At 63.2% G+C, this 20,772-nt stretch carries 17 protein-coding genes and 2 pseudogenes; 8 read left to right on the plus strand and 11 right to left on the minus strand.

Annotated elements, in window-relative coordinates:
• Positions 1-95: 95 nt before the first annotated feature.
• Positions 96-1,818, plus strand: a pseudogene (locus QCE73_RS24420) (Tn3 family transposase); the annotation flags it as partial.
• 100 nt (positions 1,819-1,918) lie between these two features.
• Here the strand turns inward: QCE73_RS24420 and QCE73_RS24425 are convergent.
• The gene (locus QCE73_RS24425) at positions 1,919-2,116 is read right to left on the minus strand and encodes a hypothetical protein (protein WP_309883931.1); all 198 of its coding nucleotides are present in this window, start codon (positions 2,114-2,116) and stop codon (positions 1,919-1,921) included.
• A 60-nt stretch (positions 2,117-2,176) separates the two neighbouring features.
• Positions 2,177-2,446: a type II toxin-antitoxin system ParD family antitoxin gene (locus QCE73_RS24430; protein ID WP_309883932.1), complete on the minus strand. Its 270-nt coding sequence runs from the start codon at positions 2,444-2,446 to the stop codon at positions 2,177-2,179.
• Positions 2,447-2,729: 283 nt separating this feature from the next.
• Between QCE73_RS24430 and QCE73_RS24435 the strand changes: the two genes are divergently transcribed.
• Both QCE73_RS24435 and QCE73_RS24440 read left to right on the plus strand, forming a co-directional pair.
• Positions 2,730-3,485: a DUF4118 domain-containing protein gene (locus QCE73_RS24435; RefSeq protein ID WP_309883933.1), complete on the plus strand. Its 756-nt coding sequence runs from the start codon at positions 2,730-2,732 to the stop codon at positions 3,483-3,485.
• A gap of 70 nt (positions 3,486-3,555) precedes the next feature.
• Entirely contained in the window at positions 3,556-4,392 is an 837-nt protein-coding gene (locus QCE73_RS24440; RefSeq protein WP_404989812.1) for an alpha/beta hydrolase, read from the plus strand.
• A gap of 99 nt (positions 4,393-4,491) precedes the next feature.
• Here QCE73_RS24440 and QCE73_RS24445 read toward each other — a convergent pair whose 3' ends face one another.
• Positions 4,492-4,773 (minus strand): H-NS family nucleoid-associated regulatory protein, encoded by a 282-nt coding sequence (locus QCE73_RS24445; protein WP_404989799.1) that lies wholly within the window; start codon positions 4,771-4,773, stop codon positions 4,492-4,494.
• A gap of 9 nt (positions 4,774-4,782) precedes the next feature.
• Here QCE73_RS24445 and QCE73_RS24450 point away from each other — a divergent pair.
• From QCE73_RS24450 to QCE73_RS24460, 3 genes and pseudogenes are all read left to right on the plus strand, one after another.
• Positions 4,783-5,136, plus strand: a pseudogene (locus QCE73_RS24450) (DDE-type integrase/transposase/recombinase); the annotation flags it as partial.
• 353 nt (positions 5,137-5,489) lie between these two features.
• The gene (locus QCE73_RS24455; protein WP_309883935.1) at positions 5,490-6,236 is read left to right on the plus strand and encodes a glucose 1-dehydrogenase; all 747 of its coding nucleotides are present in this window, start codon (positions 5,490-5,492) and stop codon (positions 6,234-6,236) included.
• Between the two features lie 72 nt (positions 6,237-6,308).
• Complete coding sequence (locus QCE73_RS24460; protein ID WP_309883936.1) at positions 6,309-6,956, plus strand: glutathione S-transferase; 648 nt, start codon at positions 6,309-6,311, stop codon at positions 6,954-6,956.
• A gap of 14 nt (positions 6,957-6,970) precedes the next feature.
• On the opposite strand, the gene QCE73_RS24465 is transcribed toward QCE73_RS24460, so the two are convergent.
• The 7 genes from QCE73_RS24465 to cueO all read right to left on the minus strand — a co-directional run bounded on the left by QCE73_RS24465 (position 6,971) and on the right by cueO (position 16,239).
• On the minus strand, positions 6,971-9,841 hold the full coding sequence (locus QCE73_RS24465; RefSeq protein WP_309883937.1) for a winged helix-turn-helix domain-containing protein: 2,871 nt from the start codon (positions 9,839-9,841) through the stop codon (positions 6,971-6,973).
• A 196-nt stretch (positions 9,842-10,037) separates the two neighbouring features.
• Entirely contained in the window at positions 10,038-10,784 is a 747-nt protein-coding gene (locus QCE73_RS24470) for an SDR family oxidoreductase (protein WP_309883939.1), read from the minus strand.
• A gap of 45 nt (positions 10,785-10,829) precedes the next feature.
• A complete protein-coding gene (locus tag QCE73_RS24475) occupies positions 10,830-11,690 on the minus strand; it encodes an alpha/beta hydrolase (RefSeq protein WP_309883940.1) in 861 nt (286 codons plus the stop codon).
• 183 nt (positions 11,691-11,873) lie between these two features.
• Complete coding sequence (locus QCE73_RS24480; RefSeq protein WP_309883941.1) at positions 11,874-12,275, minus strand: ester cyclase; 402 nt, start codon at positions 12,273-12,275, stop codon at positions 11,874-11,876.
• A gap of 46 nt (positions 12,276-12,321) precedes the next feature.
• The gene (locus QCE73_RS24485) at positions 12,322-13,524 is read right to left on the minus strand and encodes an MFS transporter (RefSeq protein ID WP_309883942.1); all 1,203 of its coding nucleotides are present in this window, start codon (positions 13,522-13,524) and stop codon (positions 12,322-12,324) included.
• Between the two features lie 41 nt (positions 13,525-13,565).
• Complete coding sequence (locus QCE73_RS24490; protein WP_309883943.1) at positions 13,566-14,273, minus strand: SDR family oxidoreductase; 708 nt, start codon at positions 14,271-14,273, stop codon at positions 13,566-13,568.
• A gap of 412 nt (positions 14,274-14,685) precedes the next feature.
• A complete protein-coding gene (cueO, locus tag QCE73_RS24495) occupies positions 14,686-16,239 on the minus strand; it encodes a multicopper oxidase CueO (RefSeq protein ID WP_309883944.1) in 1,554 nt (517 codons plus the stop codon).
• Between the two features lie 537 nt (positions 16,240-16,776).
• On the opposite strand from cueO, the gene QCE73_RS24500 reads away from it, so the two are divergent.
• Both QCE73_RS24500 and QCE73_RS24505 read left to right on the plus strand, forming a co-directional pair.
• Entirely contained in the window at positions 16,777-18,351 is a 1,575-nt protein-coding gene (locus QCE73_RS24500; RefSeq protein ID WP_309883945.1) for a winged helix-turn-helix domain-containing protein, read from the plus strand.
• 442 nt (positions 18,352-18,793) lie between these two features.
• Positions 18,794-19,492, plus strand: coding sequence for a transposase (locus tag QCE73_RS24505; RefSeq protein WP_309883946.1), 699 nt, complete (start codon positions 18,794-18,796; stop codon positions 19,490-19,492).
• Positions 19,493-19,861: 369 nt separating this feature from the next.
• Here QCE73_RS24505 and QCE73_RS24510 read toward each other — a convergent pair whose 3' ends face one another.
• The gene (locus QCE73_RS24510; RefSeq protein WP_309884195.1) at positions 19,862-20,731 is read right to left on the minus strand and encodes a LysR family transcriptional regulator; all 870 of its coding nucleotides are present in this window, start codon (positions 20,729-20,731) and stop codon (positions 19,862-19,864) included.
• Positions 20,732-20,772: the final 41 nt, after the last annotated feature.

Consider the following 20,772-nt stretch of genomic DNA (forward strand, 5'->3'; position numbering starts at 1 on the left):
CTTGCTCCTGAGTCAGCATCGGCGGCAAAAGCCGCCATCGTCTCCCAGGTGGGTCAATTTTATGTCGGCGACAGGGTCAGTTTTACATCGGCGCTAACATGCTTCGAGATCTTTATCGCCGTCACGCTTACTTACTGCCCGATGGGTTGAATATTCGTCTGGGTCGCGCGTGGCGCGAAGCGATCGACGGATTCGACCGAATCAAAGCCATGAAGGCGTTCGAATGGGCCACGTTGTTCGCCCTGCGCGTCGCGCTTCGCAACGGATCGGTCTATGTGGAGCATAGTTTCGCGTTCCGCAGTCGAACGCGCATGTTGATTCCGATGGGCGAGTGGATCGCCAAACGCAACAACCTTTACGGGCAACTGGCTCTTCCGCAAGATCCCAAGGATTTTCTCGATCCGATCCTTGCACTCCTCGATCAAAGGCTCGATCTCTTGCTCGAAGCGGTGAAGCAAGGGGATGTGCAGGTTGATACGGCCGTGCATTTGAGTCCGCTTAACGCCCAGTCGGCGGACAACGAGGTAGATCGCCTGCGACAGGCGATCTACCAGGCGCATCCGCAGGGGCAACTTCCGGAGATCATCCTCGAGATCGATAGCGCAACACGATTTAGTTGGCTTCTGCTCGGGCGTGAACCGCGCTCACGAGTGGAACTGCTGATGGTCTATTCTGCCGTGCTCGCGCATGGAACGTCTCTCTCGGCCGCAGAACTCTCTCGGATGGTGCCCGAGGTGCAGGCGACGCGATCCGCCAGATGATGAAACGCTTGGCGGACGAGAGAAAGCTGAGGCTTGCCGCCGATGCGGTACTTGAGTTCATGCACGAGCACCCTATCGCTGCCCACTGGGGCCGTTCTGATCTCGCGTCTTCCGACATGATGTCGCTCGAAACCACACGAAAGGTGTGGCAGGCGGGGCGGATCCACGGCGCCGCTCGGCATCCATCGGAATGTACACACATGTGCTCGATCGTTGGGGCATCTTTTACGATCAGCCGATCGTTCTGAATGAGCGGCAAGCAGGTGCGGCTATCGAGGGCGTCGTGCGCCAGAGTGCCACGAAAGACATCGCTCAGCTCGCTGTCGACACGCACGGATACACTGACTTCGCGATGGGCCTGGCCCGCGCGCTGGGATTTGATCTCTGCCCTCGTCTATCGCATCTTCGTGATCGTCGGCTTCACGTTCCTCGCGGCCGAGACGTGCCACAAGAGCTTTGTGCGGTTACAGACCGCGACGTCAGACTTGACCTTATCGCAGAAGTTTGGGACGAGTTTGTCAGGATCGCCGCATCGATTCGCTCAGGAAAATGTACTGCAGTGGAAGCCCTAACCCGCTTCGGCTCAGCAGCGCGTGGGCAGCAGGTCTATGACGGAGGCGTCCACATCGGTCGGCTCTTCCGTAGCATCTTCCTGATCGATTACTTCACGAACACGACATTTCGGACAGAGCTGCAGCACGTGTTGAATCGGGGCGAGGCCGTGCATGTCGTTCAACGCGCGATTCATGTTGGCCGTATCCCAGTCGAATTGGCACGGCGCGAAGATTCGCTCTCGGCCGTGTCTTCCGCATTGACGCTGCTTGCGAACATTCTGATGGCATGGAACACGACCCACATGCAGCATGCGCTCGAGGCGCCACAAGCCTCCGGAGGCGAATCGCCTGGAGCCGAGCAACTCAGACGGATTGCGCCGACGCATCTGGAGGGCATCAACCTGCGCGGGACCTTCATTTTTCCCGTGGGACGCTACGCGAGCAGGCTGCTTCCAAGCCTGGGTCAAGACGCCAAGGCACTTGCCGCTGGTCAGCGCGCGTAGGACGTAGCGACGACGCCTTTTCGGGTAGACAGCAAGTCTCTGATTTTAAATGCTATTGATTTAGTGTCAGAAGGAAAAGCCTTGTCAGAGCTGGAGCACCCTAACCCGGAAATTGCATGGAAATCAAGTCCATCCCCAGCACAGCTTCATAGTCTTGCCCGCCGTAGAACACACCGACGATCGACACAACCTCCGTCACCAACAGGTAGGCAATGATCGCGCGCTCGCGGAAATGGGTGATCCGAAGTCCCGTCAACAGATCGTCACGCGCAACGCCGCGCGCGGCAAACGTCTGCAATGCGACGTTCGATCTCTCAGAGTTGAGCCAGGGCCTCTGGCGCGAACTGAACGCGCCAGCTCATCCGCGGCGCGCGCTCGATTTCTTGAGTTCGGCACGCACCTGATCGGCCGACAGCGCGCGCGCGGGATCGTCGCGAAGCGCCCGTGCGGCGGGCACGACCTGCTCGCGCAACCACGCTTCGACGGCTCGATTTCGTTCACGAAGCACGCGAAGTGCATCGCGCAACACCTCGCTGTCGGATGCGTAGTCGCCGCGCGCGACTTTCTCGCGTACAAACTCGGCCATTTCGTTCGGTAAGGTGATGCTCATGTGCTGCGTTGTTCCCATGACATCCTCCGACCAGTAGGATTAAATCCTACTCGCACGATCTCGGAGATGTAACCACAGGGAAGCAGTGGAAGTTGATCATATAAAGCCGGGGCCAAAGACTCGCAGAAGCTAAAAAGTACGTCCTGACCGTACGCGCAGGCGAGAGCCTACAAATTCAGTAAAAGACGATGTTTGATGAAGAACCCGACTGATACGATTCGTGCCTTTTGCTGCGCATCTGTCCCTCAAAGTCGGCTGCTCGGCAAGGCTCCGTTGATACGACCAGCACACAGTCAGAAACATGCAAGTCCAAAATGCCCGTCGCTGGGCGCCTCGCGGGGCGCGACGATGGATTATCGCGCTCGTCGCGCTCGGTATCGCAAGCGGCGTGCGGCTGCTACTGCACCCGCTGCTGGGTCCGGTGATGCCGGGCACAGCCTTTAGCATCGCAGCCGTTCTCATCGAGTATTACTTTGGCCTCGCGCCCGCGCTGACGGTGCTGCTGGCGGGATTGTGCATCGCCGATTTTCTGTTCGTACCACCCTACGAGGCGCTGGGAATTATCGATCGGTCGGATGTGATGTTCGCGGTTTCCTATCCGCTGGTGACACTCGTCGTCATCACGCTGCTTGAACGGTTGCGACGCGCGCAGTTTCGAGCCGAGCTCATCGCATCCGTCGCGCAGTCGCGCTACGAGATGCTGCTGCGCCACGACAACGAGCGCGCGCTCGCGCGCCGCGCCGTCGACGAGACGCATCGGCTGCTGCGTCATCTGTCGCAGCATCACGAGCGGTTCGTGCTGATTCAGGCGATCGAGCGCACGCCCGCAGGCGTTGGCGTGGCGCCGCGTCAGCGCGCCGGGATCGCACCTGGCCCCCGCTTCGACGATGTTGATCCGGACGACATCCGCCGTTTCTCGAATGCGCTCGCGCCGGGGAGCCATCGCGTGCGCCTGCGCTCGGCGAATGCGTCCGTTGCGGCGCAGCTCGTCGACTGTATCTGCGAACGATTCATCACGCACGCGGGCGATTTCCTTGTGCTACGCATCGGCGACTGACCGTGGACATGCCGTGAACACTAACGCCGACCGCACCATTTTTAACGAGGGCGACGGCCATGCCGTGCTGATGCTGCACGGGCTTTCCAGCTCGCCGCTCGAAATGCGCTACCTCGCACGCTTCCTCAGCAAAGAAGGCTTCACGACGTGCGCGCCTGTGCTCGACGGTTACAGCGCGGGCACGCGCGAACAGGCGATGGAACATTGGCTCGACGCCGCGACGCGCGAATACGACGCCCTCGCCGCACGCTACGAGCGCGTGTCGGTCTGCGGACTCTCGATCGGCGCGGCACTTGCCCTTGCGCTCGTGCATCGGCGGCCGCAAGCACAGGCCGTCGCACTGCTATCACTCACGCTCGCCTATGACGGCTGGGCGATCCCGTGGTATCGCTTCCTGCTGAACTGGGCCTACTACTCGCCGATGCGCCTGCGCTACCGATATCGCGAATCGACGCCATATGGCCTGCGCAACGAAGCGTTGCGCGCCAAGATCGCCCGCGCGATGCAACGGGACGATTTCAGCGAAGTCGGTCCATCTACGATCTCGTTGCCGGCGCTCCACCAGGCGAACCGGCTCGCAGCGCTCGTGCGCGCGCGCACGCGGTTGATCCGCAACGACTGCCTGATCGTCCACGCAATCGACGACGAGACGTCGAGCCCGCATAACGCGCGCATCGTCGCAAGCTCGATCGGCTCGCCCGTCCTGCGCACAATCTGGCTCGACGATTCGTACCACATGATCACATCCGACAACGAGCGCGAGATCGTCGCGCGTGAAACGGCGCTCTTCCTGCGTGATAGCGAACTGGCGAGCCGCACGGGTCATGCCGGTGGACAGCCGGTTGTATCAAAAGCGTTGATACGGCGTCTGCGCCAACTGGCGGCGGTCGAAAAGAGGAGCGCATGAAGACAAGCAGCACACTTCACGCTCGGCCCGGGAGGTCACTGCCGCGCGAAGGTGCCGGAGCACAGCGATAGGCGGCACCAAGATGCGTCAGAAGAAACGCTAGCCCGCGATCTGGAATCTCTCACGCTTTTTGCCCTTGATCCATAGCGGCTCACGGCCGCGCCCGCTCCACGTGGCGCCGGTCTTCGGATCCTGATACTTCGCTACGACCGGTTGCTTAGCGACAGCTTTCGCTTTCTTCGTCCCTGGTCCACGCTTTCCTTTCACCTCGATGTCCGCGATGGTCAGTCCGTACTGAGCCATTAGCGAACTGATCTCTTCGATGGCGGCCGTGCGTCGCGTCTCCTCCTCCCTAGCGATCCGTCCTTCCACCTTCGCCAACTGTTCGCGCAGGACAAGGCCGCGGCGAGGCGCTACTTCGAAAAGTCAATCGAGCAAAACGGCGAGCCCGAGACGGTGACAATCGATAAAAGCGGTGCGAACCTGGCCGCGCCGGATACCCTCAACGCGGAGCGGCAAATACCGATCAAGATTCGCCAGAACAAGTATCTGAACAATGTTGTCGAGCAAGATCATCGGGCGATCAAGCGACGCACGCGGCCTATGCTCGCCTTCAAGAGTTTTCGTTGCGCCCAGATCCTGTTGAGCGGCATCGAGCTCATGCACATAATCGCCAAGGGTCAAATGCAACACCGAGGCATCGGATGCACTCACGCTCAGCAGTTTTACTCACTGGCAGCGTAAGCAATCCTACCTATATTGCCACTTGTTCGCCATCTTGCCCTTACCGCGACTTAACCGTTCGTACCAACCCGCCGTGCAACCGTTCCATGCTTTGCGGGCGCCCACGACTTTAAGCCCATACTTTTCAGGCATGGAGACGAGCCTCGAAAGTCTTTCTCGTCTGAAGGCCTAACCGCTAATCTGCGTGCAGGAGCCAGAGCATTCCGGCGGACCTGAACAGATCGCGGCCTTCCAGTTTTTCTCGTTTCCCGTCGACGCACGCTGCATATCGAGTGATGAATTCGACGCGCGCACCTGGGCGCCATCGCTCTGGCGACTTGCACTTGTCATGATCTACTCTATCGGAGCCACAAATGACCCAATCCGTAGTCCTTATCACTGGCGCCCTCACCGGCATCGGCCGCGCAACCGCTTTTGCGTTTGCCCGCTCGGGCGCACGCCTCGTCGTGTCGGGTCGCCGCGTCGCACAGGGTGAGGCGCTCGAGGCAGAACTGCGCGAAGTGGGCGCAGAAGCGTTCTTTGTACAGGCCGACGTACGCCGCGACGAAGACGTGCGTCGTCTAGTCGATGAAACCGTTGCCCGCTTTGGCCGGCTCGACATCGCAGTCAACAATGCTGGCACGGAAGGCCGGCCGGGGCCTGTAGTCGAACAGACCGCCGAGAGCTATGCAGATACCTTCGACACCAACGTGCTCGGCACGTTGCTGAGTCTCAAGCACGAACTGCGCGTGATGACCGCGCAGAAAGCCGGAAGCATCATCAATATATCTTCGACTTATGGTCACGAGGGCGCCGCGTTCGCGTCGGTGTATGCGGGCAGCAAGCACGCCGTGGAAGGCATTACGAAATCGGCCGCGCTCGAGGCCGCATCGGCGGGCGTTCGCGTCAATGCTGTCGCACCCGGTCCCACCGACACAGGCATGCTGGACCGTTTCACGAGCACGCCGGAGAACAAGGCCGCGCTCGCCGCAACGGTGCCGCTCGCGCGAATCGGCAGGCCCGACGACATCGCCGCGGCCGTGCTCTACCTGGCAAATGAAGGCGCTGCGTTTGTCACGGGACAGATTCTCACCGTCGATGGCGGCAAGACCGCAGGCTAACTCTCAACGTAGATTCGCCTGCCTGCTCAACCGGCGAAACACCATATCAGCCACGTTTCTGGATAACAGACAATGAACACCGATCTCACCTTCTTCGAATCCAAGGCTTCCCCCAACTCTCGCAGAGTGCGCATCTTTCTCGCCGAGAAGGGCATCGAATTTCCAACCAAAGCGGTGGATCTCGGCGCGAAGGAGCAATTTTCTGACACCTACGTCGCAATCAACCCGCGCCGGCAAGTCCCCACGCTCGTGCTCCGGGACGGCACTGCGATTGGCGAAGTCCCGGCAATCTGGCGCTACATCGAAGAGGCCTACCCCGAGACGCCCACGCTGCTGGGCACGACGCCAACGACGAAGGCGCTCGTCGCGATGTGGGAACGACGTGCTGAGCTGGACGGATTCTCGGCAGTGATGGAGGGCGTCAGGAATGCCGTCCCCGGGTTGAAAGGCCGGGCGCTGTCGGGTCCGCATGGATATGAGCAGATTCCCGAAATCGTCGAGCGCAGCAAGTTGCGCGTCGCGAACTTCTTCGGCGATTTCAATGACCGTCTCAAGACAGTGCCGTTCGTCGCGGGCGATGCGTTTTCGGTGGCGGACATCACTACGCTGGTGACGATCGATTTCGCGGCGGGCGGCATGAAGCTCGGCATTCCCGCGGGGTTCGACGCGCTGCAGGCGTGGTATGACAAGGTGTCGGCGCGTTCATCGTCGAAGGCATGACCGATGCCGCGCGCTCAGTGCCCATGCGCGCGGCATCGGTGCTTCGCCTCAGCGCCGGTAAGCGCTGCACCGGCCCGTGTCACGCCCGCGTCCGCGGACTGCCGCGTCGCGGGAAAGATGGCCTCCAGCGCGGCTTGCGCGTCGCCTTTCATGTGCCGGAGCCTCGCGAGACTCAACGCGCAACGCGACTGCCACCCAACGAAACCGAATTCCCCCGCCATCTGAAGGGCGTCGGCCAGAATCGATTCGGCCGCCGGTATCGCCTCGTCGCCCCGGCTCGCGACCAGTATCTCCGCGTTCGCTCTCCACAACTCGGGCAGAGCGCACCGGTCGTCGGTGCGAACCGCGCGTGTCAGCGATGCGTCGATGACCTCGGCCGCCTCGGCAATCATGCCCCGCCTGCACAACGACTCGGCGAGCGCTGTGATGTATGGCGAGAGCGACACGTAGAAGCGCTTCGAACCGATGTTCGTCATCGCCGGGGAGATGGTCCGGCCGAACGCGGCCGTGTCGCCCGCGCGCAGGTCGAGCAGTCCTTGCCACATCTGCGCACGGGCACGCCACGTCGAAATACTGTGACGCCGCGTTTCCACCGCGAGAGACGCGACGGCCTCCTCGAGCGCGGCATCGTCGCCGCACAATACCGCCAGCGTGCAGACGGCTTCGCTCAGCGCATAACAGATCGAGACGGGATGGTCGAACTCTCGCGCATCGTCGAGCGATTGTCGTGCTGCCTGCCGCGCCTGATCCACGTTCCCCATGAACCACAGCGTGAGTGCGAGCGATGCGTGAGACAGCATCTTCTCGTCGTACAGGAAGCGCATCCGTTGCGCGCGCGTCAGCGGCGAAGGATCATTCGATGCGCGTTCCAGGTTCACGAGCGCGCCCTGAAGATCGCCGCCGAATAGATGCGACATGCCATTCAGACGATAGGCTGCGAGCTGATCGCATTTGCAAGCCGACGTCGATGCGAGGTCACTGAACCGACGAGCAAGCGGGATGGCCCGCGCGTATTCGCCGTTCAGGTAGTGGCACATCCAGCGCCCCCACATGCCCAGCAGTTGATAATCCGCGTTACCGACTCGCGCCGCGATGTCCACGGCCGATTCGAAGGCATCACTGGTGCTGGCTGCAACGGTATGACAAAGCAGACACATCCCGCGCGCCGCATGAAGCTTCATGTGCCGCTCGTCAACCGGACCGCCTTCGACCGACAGCCATTCCAGCGCCACGTCCACTTTCGCGAGACACTCTTGAAGCAGCGCCAGATGCATCAGAAACGGAATGCTGGCGACCGTGAGTTCGATTGCCAGCGGCATGTCCCCTTCGGCGCTGAAGCACCACAGCATCGCGGCGCGAAGGTCGTCCAGATGCGGCGCATAGCCATTTTTCCAGTCGACATCGGCGCGCACCTCTGTCTGCCGCTCGGCGGCCCGGAAGATTTCGAGGAAGTAAGTTGCGTGCCGCCTCGACCATTCACGCATCGCACCGCTCGCGCGTAGCTCGTTCCGTGCATACGCGCGCGTCGATTCGAGCAGCCGATACCGGACATTGCCGCCACCGGAAGCCACTGAAACAAGGGATTTGTCGACGAGCTGCATCAAAGCCGCCACAACGGCGTCCGGGGAAAGCGCCGTGCAACTCGCCATTTCCTGCGCTGATGCCAGCGTGAACGTCCCCGAGAAGAGACTCAGCCGATTCAGCACCGATCGCTGGTCGTCGGACAGCAGGCTGTAGCTCCAGTCGAGCGTGGCGCGCAGCGTCTGCTGCCTCGGCAGCGCAGTGCGCGCGCCGTGCGTGAGGATCTGGAAGCGATTCCCGAGCCGGTCGGCCACACCCTGCAGACCGAACGCCGGCACGCAAGCCGCGGCAAGTTCCAGCGCGAGCGGAATGCCGTCGAGCTGTCGGCAAATTTGCGATTTCAGCCGCAACGCCGCACGTGTATCCAGACTGACGGCGCGCGAACTCACGCGCTCGTCGAAGAGACGCACGGCGCTGTAATGGAGCGCGCCGTCGCAATCGTCGTCTGGCGGCACATCAAGTGACGGGACGCGATACAGCAGTTCCCCGTCGATGCGCAGCGGCTCGCGGCTCGTCGCGACTACAGTCGCTTGCGGGGCAATATGCAGCAGCCTTTCCGCGATCCTTGCGGCTCCGTCGATCAGGTGCTCGCAGTTGTCCAGAACGAGTAGCAGATGCCGCGACACCAGGCTCGGCGCGATCCGGTCGAGCGTGGGCGTTCCGTCGCCTGGAGGAAAACCGAGCGCGACGGCGATGGTTGTCGGGATATGGTCCGCCGATGTGGCGGCTGCGAGTTCGGCCACGAACGCGCCATCGGCAAAGAGAGGCGCCGCGTGACGCGCAGCTTCGAGCGCCAGCCGCGTCTTTCCCACGCCGCCGGTACCCACGAGCGTGACCAGACGATGCGTTTGCAGGCCACGGCAAATCTCGCGCACGGCCGCTTCCTGGCCGATGAGAGGACTGATCGCGGCAGGCAGCCGCGAGCCCGGAAAAAACGGACCGTCCGCTCGCGCGGCAGGCGACTGATCCGATTGCGTCGCGGGCGGGAGCGGTTCTGCCGTGAACTGGTATCCGCGCCCCGTCACCGTACGTATTGCCGCCCGATCGTCTCCGAGCGCACGGCGAAGCGCGGAAACCTGAGCTTCGACGGTATTGTCCTCGACGACGCGGTCGTGCCACACGCTCGCGATGATCTCGTCCTTGCTCAGAACGGAGCCACGCGACTCCACCAGAACGAGAAGCAGGTCGAACGCCCGCTCGCCGATCTCGACTCTGATTCCTCGATGCAACACCTCTCGGCGGCGCGGCGCGACGATCGTTGCCCCGAAAGCGAAGTCATCGTGATGCGGCATGCACGCGTTCATGCGGGCCTCCTCGTGACGAGGTGCGGACAACCGGGATCGAGCGTGAATCCGGGGCGCTCTCTTCATTCACCGGTTCAGCGCGCATCCGATTGTACCGCCGGGCCTGCGAAGCAACGATGGCGCGTGACGTCCTGCTGCCGTGACATCAGCACATTTCAGCGCATTTCAGCGCGTACAGGACCGCATCACGCAACTGTCAGAGTTTCGAGCCGCCGTCGACGCGCAGCGTATCGCCCGTCACCCAGCGGGCCAAATCGGATGCCAGGAAAACCGCGGCCCCGGCGATGTCGTCAGGCTGGGCCACACGCTTGAGCGCCTGCATGCCGAGCGTGAAGTCGCGGCCCGCATCGGTTTTCGCGAAGTTCGACATGTCCGTCTCGACGACACCCGGCGCAATCGCGTTGACACGAATGCCGCGCTCGCCGAGCGCGGATGCGAAGTGCCGCACGAGCGTATCGATCGCGCCCTTGGTCGCTGCATAGGCGGACAGATTGTTGACGGCGCTGCGTGCCGCGAGCGACGACAGCAACACGACGCTGCTGCCGTCGCCGAACATCGGCAGCAATTGCTGTACGAGAAAGTACGGCGCGCGCACGTTGACCGCGAAGAGGTCGTCAAAGTCTTCGACGGTCGTTTCCTCGATGGTGGCGGCCCTGGAGATGCCCGCGTTCGCGACCAGAACATCCAGTCGGTCGCTGGCCAGCGCACGCACCCGTTTTGCAAGCTCGTGCGGGCCATCCGCGGCGCGCAGATCGGCCGCTACCTTGTCAGCACTGCCACCCGCGGCGCGAATCGCTTCGACGACTGCATCTGCGGCGTCCTCGGCGTTGCCGAAGTGCACGAGTACGCGCGCACCGGCCTTGGCCAGTGCCAGGGCGATGGCCCGGCCGATGCCGCGTGAAGCGCCCGTGACGAGCGCGGTTTTTCCGGTCAGACTGGTCATGATCAAACTCGTGAGGATGATTGGCGAGGACGTCCGCGGTTGTGCTCAGGCGTACGGGCGTTCCGAGAGAAACTGCGCGACGTGCGTGACGAAGCGCTCGGGATACTGATACAGCGAGCCGTGGTTCGCATCGGGATAGATGATCAGCTGTGCATCGGGTATGTGCTGCTGCAGGATCCACGAATTGATCGAGTAGATGATCACGTCGTTGTCGCCGTTCACGACGAGTGTCGGCTGCGTGATGGCCTCCAGATAGGCATACGGGTTTTCGCGCGCGGCGCCCCACTTGCCGAGCGCGGCGAGTTGAGCCGGCGCGACCTTGTCGTTCGCTTCGGGATCGCGGTTTTCCTTGCGCAGACGAAACCGTTCGAGGAAAGCGCGCCCTGCCCTCTGGCTCGCGGCAGACGGCGCGAAGTGTACGCGCAGCCACAGATGGTCGGGCTCGTCATAACTCACGCCGAAGATCTCCTGTGCTTCCGGAGTCAGCGAAGCCATGCCTTCACCGCTGCGCGGGCCGGTGCCCACGAGAATCAGCCTGCGCACCAGCCGAGGTCTCGTGATTGCGAGTTGCTGCGCGATGAGACCGCCCATCGAGAAGCCGAGCACGTCGACCTGTTTCAATTCCAGTGCATCGATGAAAGCCGCCGCGTTCGCCGCCATTTCCTCGATCGATTCCGGCACCGTGCCCGAGCTGCTGGAGATGCCCGCGTTGTTAAAGAGGACTACTTCGCGGCCATGGGCGAGACCGTCGGTGACGGCCGGATCCCAGTGATCCATCGTGCCGGTGAAGTGGATGTTCATGATGAGCGGCACGCCTTGCGGATTGCCGAACCGGCGGTATGCGAAACGGATGCCGTTCGCTTCGACGTACTGCGTGGGTGCTGTGTGATGGGTATGGCGGGTCATGGCTGTCATCCTTTGAGTCCGGGGGAGAGTCAGGCGACTCATATCTGGAACGTACGGGGCATCCGCTGATGCGTTGCCTGCTGATGCTCAATGTAGGCGCATCGCACACGCTTGAGAAAGACTTTAGGGGCAGCGCCCCATGCATGACAGGCATGACCGGACAGCGCGCTGCCGCGCGTCGGATCAGCCTGGAAAGCGGTCGCCGAACATCGGCAGGCCGCTGACGGATAGGAATTCGGTTGCCTCTTCCTGCAAGACGTCCCAGTGCTCGGCCAGCTTGCCGTTTTCGAAGCGTACGATGTCGGCCGCTATCCACGCCGCCGCACGCCCGTTTCCGGAGAAGCGACCATGCGCGATCACATAGTCGCCTTCCGCCACCACGAGCTGGTTTTGGTAGCGCAAGGTATCGGGCAACGTGCGGATCAGATCGAACAGGCCGTCGCGTCCGGGCGCGATGTGCGCGCTGTGCTGGATATAGTGCTCGGACCAGAAACGGTTTGCGGCTGCGTAGTCCCGCTTGTTGAAGAGCGTGTCGAAGGCTTCCAGCAACAGCGCCTTGTTGCGCTCCGAAGATGTGTTGGTCATGTCAGTCTCCATAGGTCGGCTTGACGATCGTCGCTCGTTCAGGCAGTCAGTTCGCAGCGGCTGTTTCCGCGGCGGTGCGCGCCGACCGGCCGAAAAGCATGATGGCGAGCATCGCAAGCACGCACAGCGCGGCGCCCGAGTACATCGCGTCGAACAGTCCGTAACGGTCGACGATCACGCCGCCCGCGAACGAGCCGAGCGCGATCGAGATCTGGAAGACCGCGACGAACAGCGCCATGCCGCCCTCGCGCATGTCGGGAGTGGCTTGCGCCATCCACATTTGCAACGCGACTGGCATCGCACCGTAAGACACGCCCCACACCGCGAGGGCCGCGATCGCCGAGATGCGATGGATGCCGAGCGCAGGGAGCACCGCCACCGGGAGCGCGATGAACAGGATCGTAGCGAGCAAGGTCGTACGCACATCGCGTTGCGCCCCTGCGCCGCCGATGAAATTGCCGAACAGGCCAATCAACGTGTAGCCGAGCAACAGCGACGAGATCGTCTTGCCGTCGAACCCCGAGACCGTCGCCAGGAACGGCGTTACGTAGGTGTAGGTCGCGAACTGGCCGCATAGCGCGAGCGTCATCGCCACGAGCCCGACTCGCCCCGGCCGCGTTGCCAGAATGCCCAGCAAGTCGCGCCCGCTGATGCGCTGTGTCACGCGAAGCTCGGGCAGCACCGCCATTTGTACAAGCAACGCGAGGAGCGACATCGCCAGCGCAGCCCCGAATGCCGCGCGCCACCCGGCAAGCTCTCCGATCAAGGCGCCAGCGGGACCGCCGATCAGCATGCCGAGCGATACGCCTGCGAATATCAGCGAGGTCGCGCGCCCGATATGCCGTTCGGCCACCAGCCTCGCACCCAGGCCCGCCCCGATGGCCCAGAATCCCCCGATCCCGATACCGAACAACGCGCGCGCGAAAACGAGAACGGGGAAATTCGGCGCAAGCATGGCGATCAGGTTCGATGCGACCAGGATGAGTCCCAGGCCCTGAAGCACGCGCCGGCGATCGACGCGCCGCACCGCGACCGTCACCGCAGGCGCGGCGATGGCGGCCAGCAGCCCGGGCGCGCTGACCATGATGCCGGCAGCGCCCTCGCTGACGGCGAGTCCTTGGCTGATGTAGCGCAGGAGGCCTACGGGAAGAAACTCGGTCGTGCAGAATACAGTCGCGCTCAAGGCAACCGAGAGGACTGCAAACCATGCCGGTGACTGGGTGGATCGGCCGCTTTCGGACGGGTTCATGATTCTTTCCTTTTGAATGTGATGGACATCGATGGCTTACTTCAGCCAGCGGTTCGGTCATTGACTCGCACGACCTCGCCGGTGACCCAGCGTGCCGCGTCGGATGCGAGGAACGTGACGACGCTGCCAACGTCACTGGCGCCGCCCTCGCGTGTCTGTTCAGCCAATGCTGGCTTATCCTTCTCTACGAGGCTTTCCGCGACTCCATTGACGCGAATGCCGCGCCCGCCCAGAGCGAAGGCGAAATGCCCGACCAACGTCTGAATGGCGCCGCCGATCGCCGCGTCGACTGCGTGACGCCCACCCGCGGCTTGACGCGCTGGCAGAAGAAGAAACGTGACGTTGCTTCGCATGCACATGATGGGAAGCAACTGCTGGACGAGAAAAAACGGCGCACGGACGTCGAGCGCGATCCGATGATCGAAATCGTCGGCGGACATGTCGCCGATGACGTCGCTCGTCGACATTCCCGCGTTCGCGACGAGGATGTCGAGTCGGTCGCCCACGATAGCGCGGACCTCCCGTGCAAGCCGATACGGTCCCTCACGCGTCGTCAGGTCTGCGACGATCGCACCGGACCTGCTGCCGATGCCGCGGATCTCGCGCACGACGGTCTCGGCCTCGCCCGCACCCCGACCGTCGTGAACGATGACCTGCGCCCCGGCTCTCGCAAGCGCCAGAGCGGCGGCGCGGCCGCTGCCGCGCGAGGCGCCCGTGACGACAGCGGTCTTTCCTGCGAGGGCATTCATGTCGTCTTCCTTTCGGCCTGTCTTTGCGGTGGCAGCGCGTAGGGTTGCGCCGCCGATGGACACGAAAGATAGGCTGTGCAGGCCGTCGCGAGAAAGACTTTATAGGCTGGTCTCCATACCTGCGAGGCATGGACGGAAGATGGCGTTTTGCCGCTGGCGATAGTTAATCGACGTAGCGGAAGAAGGCAGGCTGACGGTGGCAGCGGTGTGCGGCTACTGATGCGAAGCGCGCGTGGAGTCGAGCCGGCCGATGCTAACGAACGTCGGTTGAGGCCATATGGGCACAGACGGCGCTTAAGCCCCGAAAAGCACCGACTACGACGCCAGCACGCACCATCGCAGCGTGAAGCCGTCGGACATCAAGAAGCGCCGGGTGGACGTCGTGGATGACAACCAGACCGCCCCGCGCGCTCTACGCCACCGTGAACTGCGCCATCATGCCGGAGTCCTCATGTTCCAGGATGTGGCAGTGCGCCATGTAGGGCGCGTCGGCAGCGGCCGGGTGAGGAAAGCTCAGCAGCAGCTCGCTCACGCCCGCATTTGTGATCGGTGCGATGTCCTTCCAGCCGGCCCGATGCGGCTGCGGCGGTCGCCCGCTCTCGGAGCGGATGCGGAACTGGCAGCCATGGATGTGCACCGGATGCAGCATCTTGTCGTCGCCTTCGGAAACCCGCCAGCGCAGCAGGTCGCCGCGGCCGGCCGTGAAGCCCGGTTCCTTCAGTGCGAAGGACTTGCCGTTGACGCCGTTGAGCGCGAGTTGCTCGGCCATCGGCAAGGCCGGCTCGCCCTCGATCAGCCGGGTAACGCGGGCGACCACCTCAGGTGCAACGGGGCCCGGCATCGCCATGCCCATCATCAGTCCGGCCTTCATCAGCGGCATCATGCCGGCCTCATCGCGGAACATGTTCATGACCAACGCCTGGCTGACAGCCGGCAGCTCTGCCGGCAATGAAGGCAAGCTCGCCAGCACGTCGGGAAGCCTGCCCTTTCCTTCCGCTCCCGTCGGCCGGATCGTCAGCAGGCGCAGCGGCGCATCGAAGGGCGGCAGCCGCATGATGGCTTCACCCTCGGGCTGCGCGACCAGGTCGAACGGCTTGCCGGAGCGGCAATCCACCATCAGTTCGAAGCGCTCGCCCGAGTGCAGGACGAGCTCGTTCACTTTCACCGGACGCTCCAGCAGTCCGCCGTCCGATCCGATGACGAAGAGCGAGCGACCGTCCGAAGTGCTCAGCCGGTAGCTGCGCGCATTGGAACCGTCCAGCACGCGCAGCCGTACCCAGCCGCGCGCGGTGCGTGCCTCAGGATAGTTTGCGCCGTTGACCAGCGGCCGCGTGCCGACATAGCCGTTGATCGCCGTGATGATGTTCATCGTATCGAAGAAGGCGCCGTCGCTGCGAAAGCGGCGATCCTGGATGATCAGCGGGATGTCGTCGATGCCCCAGCGCGAAGGTAGCGCCAGCCGGTCCGCCTCCTCGTCGTCGACGATCAACAGGCCGGCCAGGCCCTTGATCACCTGCGCTGCGGTGGTCGGATAGAAATGCGGGTGGAACCAGAGCGTGGCGGCGGGCTGGTCGATCGGCAGCGTCGGCCGCCAGCGCTCGCCGGGTGCGACGGGCCGGTGCGGACCGCCATCGACATCGCCAGGGATGACCAGCCCGTGCCAGTGCACGGTCGTTGCCTCGGGCAGGCGGTTGGTGAAGTCGATTGTCACCGTCTGGCCGCGCCGCACGCGCAGCGCCGGACCCAGGAAGTCGCCGTCATAGCCGTAAGTCGGCGTGTTCCGGCCCGACAGGAAGCGGCGGCTGCCGCTGCGGGCGTCGAAGGCGATGACGCCTTGCGCGTCCGGCCTGCGTTCCGGCGGGATGGGCAGGCTAACCCGGGCATCGCTGGCCCAGCTGGGGAGCGCCGCCAGCGCGCCGAACGCGGCAACGGTCTGGAGCGCCTGACGGCGTGACATGGGCGTCATGGTGAGTTCCGAGGCAAAGCCGGCATGCCGGCGTCAGGATTCGTAGGACGTCTTCACCGCGTCATGCAGGTTCACGGACAGCTTCGAGACCATACGCATCGGTAGCCACCGCGTGGTCTATCACGGTATCCAGCTCCCCACAGGTGCTCACGCCCGCTGATCCAGTCATCGCAACTCAGCGCCTGAAGGCAACCCCGCCCAACGCCGGGGGCGATGTCATTGTAGGCGACGGCAAGACCCGTGCAGCGCGGCGTTTCGATTGAGTAGCCGTCAATTTTCCGTACGAAAATTGCCGGCTCAGGTCATCCCGGCCGAGCTTGCCCGGCATGTGGCCGCACACGTAAGCAAGGCTCCCGACTGCGCCCTGAACTTCGTGATGCCAAGCATGACTGGATAGCCCGCGCACGGCCTTCCCGAATGGAGCAAGGCTAGCTTCCGGCGGGATGAAAGTCCCGAACACCAGCCGAACTTTTGCCGAGATCGCGGCTTGGTGGCGTTCGGATATGATTTGCCGAGACGAACGGGAGCAACTCAGCCATGGGTGCCGATGATCGCGCAGTTATCCGGTTTGACGAATTCGCCCTGAACACGGCGAGTGGTACGCTGCACGATGCGCGCGGCGCCGAGATCATGCTGCGCCCGAAGGCGTTCGCGCTGCTGCTCTACCTTCTCGAACGCCCGTGCGTGTTGCATCCGCGTGAGGCACTGCTCGACACCCTTTGGCCCAACCTCGCCGTGACCGATGACAGTCTGACGCAATGCGTGGGCGATCTGCGGCGGGCGCTGGGCGATCGCGCAACCGCCGTGCTGCGTACCGTACCCCGGCGCGGCTACCTGCTGACGACGGCTGTGCTGCGAGAGACTGCCGCCGCCGACGTTCCCGCCTCGGCATCCACGACCCTTTTGCCGATTTCAGTCGCAGTGCCGCCGGATGGCGACCTGCTGTTATTCGAGGCACTCGAGCCGGCATCGGACGATGTCGAGGCCCAGCGCTTCGCCCGTGCCCTCGGCGCGGAGTTGCTGATGACCTTCAGCCGGTCCGAGACGATTCTGGTCCAGACACGGGTGACGCAGCCCTTGCCGCCCGAGAGCTTTCGCCTGTCGGGCGCGGTGCGGCGCAGCGGGGAGGAAGCGCAGCTTTCGCTGCTGCTGGAGGAGGCGGATAACGATCGCGTCTTGTGGGCCGATCAGTTGACCTTGCCCCCGCCGGACCAACGAGAGACGGCACTGGCGGCCCTCGCCGCCCGGCTGGAAACGCTGGTTATGGGAGATGGATTGCGCCGCGCCCGGCAGAAACCGGCACACGCGCTCAGATCCTATGACTTCGTCCGGCTGGGCGCCGCGCTCTACGGCCGTGGCGGCGAGGAAGAGAAACACGAGGCGGAACGGCACTTCCTGCAGGCTATTGCGATGGATTCCGGGATCGCGATCGCGCATGCCTTCGTCGCCATAATCCTAATGAATCGCCTGCACGTCGCGCAGGGGCAGGACCGAGCCTTCGAACGCCGAAGGGCGCTGGATTCCGCGCGCCAGGCGGTCGAGTTGAAGCCACGGTCCGGCTTTTGTTTGGCTGCATTCGCCTATGCGCTGGCCCGTTCGAAGCAATGGGATACGGCGGTCGAGAATGCCCGGCTGGCGGTGCGGCTCAGTACCCTGTCCGCCATCGGCACACGCACGATGGCCGCGGTAGCGCTGCTGGTCAGCGGCGAGGCCGCCGAAGGGCTCCTGGCATTGCAGCCAGCGATCGCGCTCGACCCCTTCAGCGCGGCAGGACCGCGCTCCGCGCTCGGTACCATCCTGCTGCTAACGGGCCGTCGCGAAGAGGCCTCGGCCGAATTGCGACGCGCCGCCGCGCATCTGCCCGATTTTCCGCCTTGTTTGCGTTCCACGGTCGTCGCTGCCGCCGAACTGGGACGGATGGACGAAGCAAAGGAAGCGCTGGCGCGACTGCGCCGGATCGATCCGGACTGGCTCGGAAGCCTGAGAGAATTTCTGTCGTTCATGCGGGATCGGCAAGTCGTTGACCGCTTTCTGAGCGCCTTCGCGGCCTGTGGTGCAGAGATGGGCGCGGGCCCTTCGGTCGCGGCGGATGGCGACGCGAATCGAGGCTGAGCCTTCCGGGCACCGATCCGTCGCCCCCCTTCGTCGAGAACTCGGACCACCCATGGCAGGCATTTTTCTATCGCCTTCCTTGCTGGCATCCAGCGGCGGTCGCACGTAGCCGAGTCACGAAGCGACCAGGCGCCGAGCGAGCAATCGGACGGGCCGAACGGTGTCGATCTTGTGATTGGCCGCCGGGTTTAGCGGCGGTGACCCATGTCCTGGACGTCCACTGCGTTTAGGCCGAAGGCTTCGGCCCATCCTCCGCGCATCCTGTTCTGCAACACTGGTTGCGCCGGCCAAATCAGCGAAAAGAGGCCAAAAAAAGGTCTTTTCGCGACGCCAACATATGCAGGTGATCGATAGAATTTCGTCGTGTATCCACGTTACGCACCGTCACGCATCTGATATCTGTCAGATCGCTTTTCCACATCGGATTTCCGGTTCATCCAGCATGACACGGCTCGCACGCCACTACGTCCCAGCACAACCACAGCACGTTATCTTGCAGGGGTTTACCGGCCCCGCCTTCCTGGACGAAGGAGACTATCTCTACTTCCTCTCCTGCCTGGCAGACGCAGCGCGCGTCGCCGATCTGGCCGTGCACGCGTGGGTGCTGATGCCTGAGGCGGTACAGTTCCTCGTCACCCCTTCATATCAGTCGAGCGTGGCCATTACGATGCAGGCCGTGAGCCGTCGGTATGTCGAGACCTTCAACCGCCGCCATGGGCGCCGCGGTTCGGTATGGGGCGGCGGGTACGGCGCAGCAGTGATTGAGCCCGAGCGGTACTTCCTGCTCGCGAGCCAAGCTATCGATCATGCGCCGGTGCGTAGCCGACTTGTAGCCGACCCGGGAAGCTACCGGTGGTCGAGCTATACGCACCATATCGGGCTGCGTGTCGATAGCTTTATCAAGGACCATCCACTTTACGGCGCGCTCGGCAATACGCCGCTCGAGCGCTACCGGGCATACCAGGCTTTGGGCGCACAACCTCCTGACGAACGCGAGGTCGATAACCTGATGCAATCGACCCTGAAGGGCTGGGTGCTCGGCAGCGCCGCATATTGCGAGTGGGCGGCGCAAACAGCCAACCGGCGTTTGATGCCACTGCTCCTGCGCGACCGGCCGCAGAAGGAACGACTGCGTAACTAGGAAAGTCATCTGCTCGCTTCAAGCAGGTCGCAGGACCGAATGGGTTCGCGACCAACCCGGCCGCTGCGAACGTCGCCCTTTGAAGGTGGCGTTGAGCCTAGCCCGGCATACAGGCCCCTTACCGTGTGTGGCCGTTCAAAGGCTCGTCCAGCAACGCTGTGTCAGGCGGCTGTTGCTCTGAAATCCCCGAGCTGTTGCTTTTCAACGATGCTCTTCAATGCCTCATGACGACCCAGAGCGGTCCGCCGGCACCAAGTCGTTGGACTGCGGCTTTCAGGAGACCATCGGACTTCCCGAGGGCGCCGGTGCAACGCGGGACCGACATCATGGGCGAGATCGGGGCGGCGTCGAATAAGCCATCATCGCGCACTACCCTTTCATCCGCTCCTCCAAATACCTCACCGCCCGCGCGCAGGGCGCGGGTAACGGCCATTCCGCGCGATGAATGAGCCATAGAGTCTCGACCACGGGCGACCCGCACTCCACCACTTCGATCTGGTGCTGCTGCGCGAACGCTGCCCGCGCATAACGCGGAATGACCGTGAATCCCAGCCCGCGCGCCACGAATTCGAGGATGAGTGCGATCCGGTTGCTGAAACCGTTGCGCGGCAGGTCCGCGACGCTTGCGTTCTTCCGAAAGCGCCGGCTCAGCAAGCGATTCGCCATCGCCCGCCCATCCGGATGATCGATGAAACCGAGCGTTTCGAGATGGCTCCACGCACGCACTTTTGCACCCGCTGGCACGACAAGTTCCAGGGGCTCCTGCATGAATTTGCGCGCGGTGAGACGCGTATCATCGGGCTTGAGTGTGACGATGCCGAGGTCGTATCGATTGGTCAGCACGGCGTCGAGCACTTCAGGATCCGGCGCGAAACAATAACGAATCTTCCATTGCGGATGCTGCGCCTGCCAATCCAGCATTATCGGAAACAACGCCAGTCCGATGCTTTCCGGCGTGATCAACCCGATCTCTCCGGCTTCTGCAGGACCGGACACGCGCGCATCGAGCCGCCGGCGCGCCTGTTCCATCGCTTCGCAATAGTCGAGCAACGCACGCCCGGCAGGCGTCAGTTCGATGGCACGAGGTCGGCGTATCACCAGCAGACCGAGCGCATCTTCCAGATGGTGCAAATGTTGAGAGACGGCCGCCTGCGTCAGATCGAGCCGTTCCGCCGCGCGCGTGAAGTTGCCGAGTTCGGTCAGCGCAGCGAACGTGCGCAGCCATTGCGGATTGAGCATGATGAGTTGTAGCTGCACCTGGCCATTCGTCGGCAAGGGCA

It is taken from the genome of Caballeronia sp. LZ029 (assembly GCF_031451275.1).
Classification (GTDB): Bacteria; Pseudomonadota; Gammaproteobacteria; order Burkholderiales; family Burkholderiaceae; genus Caballeronia; species Caballeronia jiangsuensis.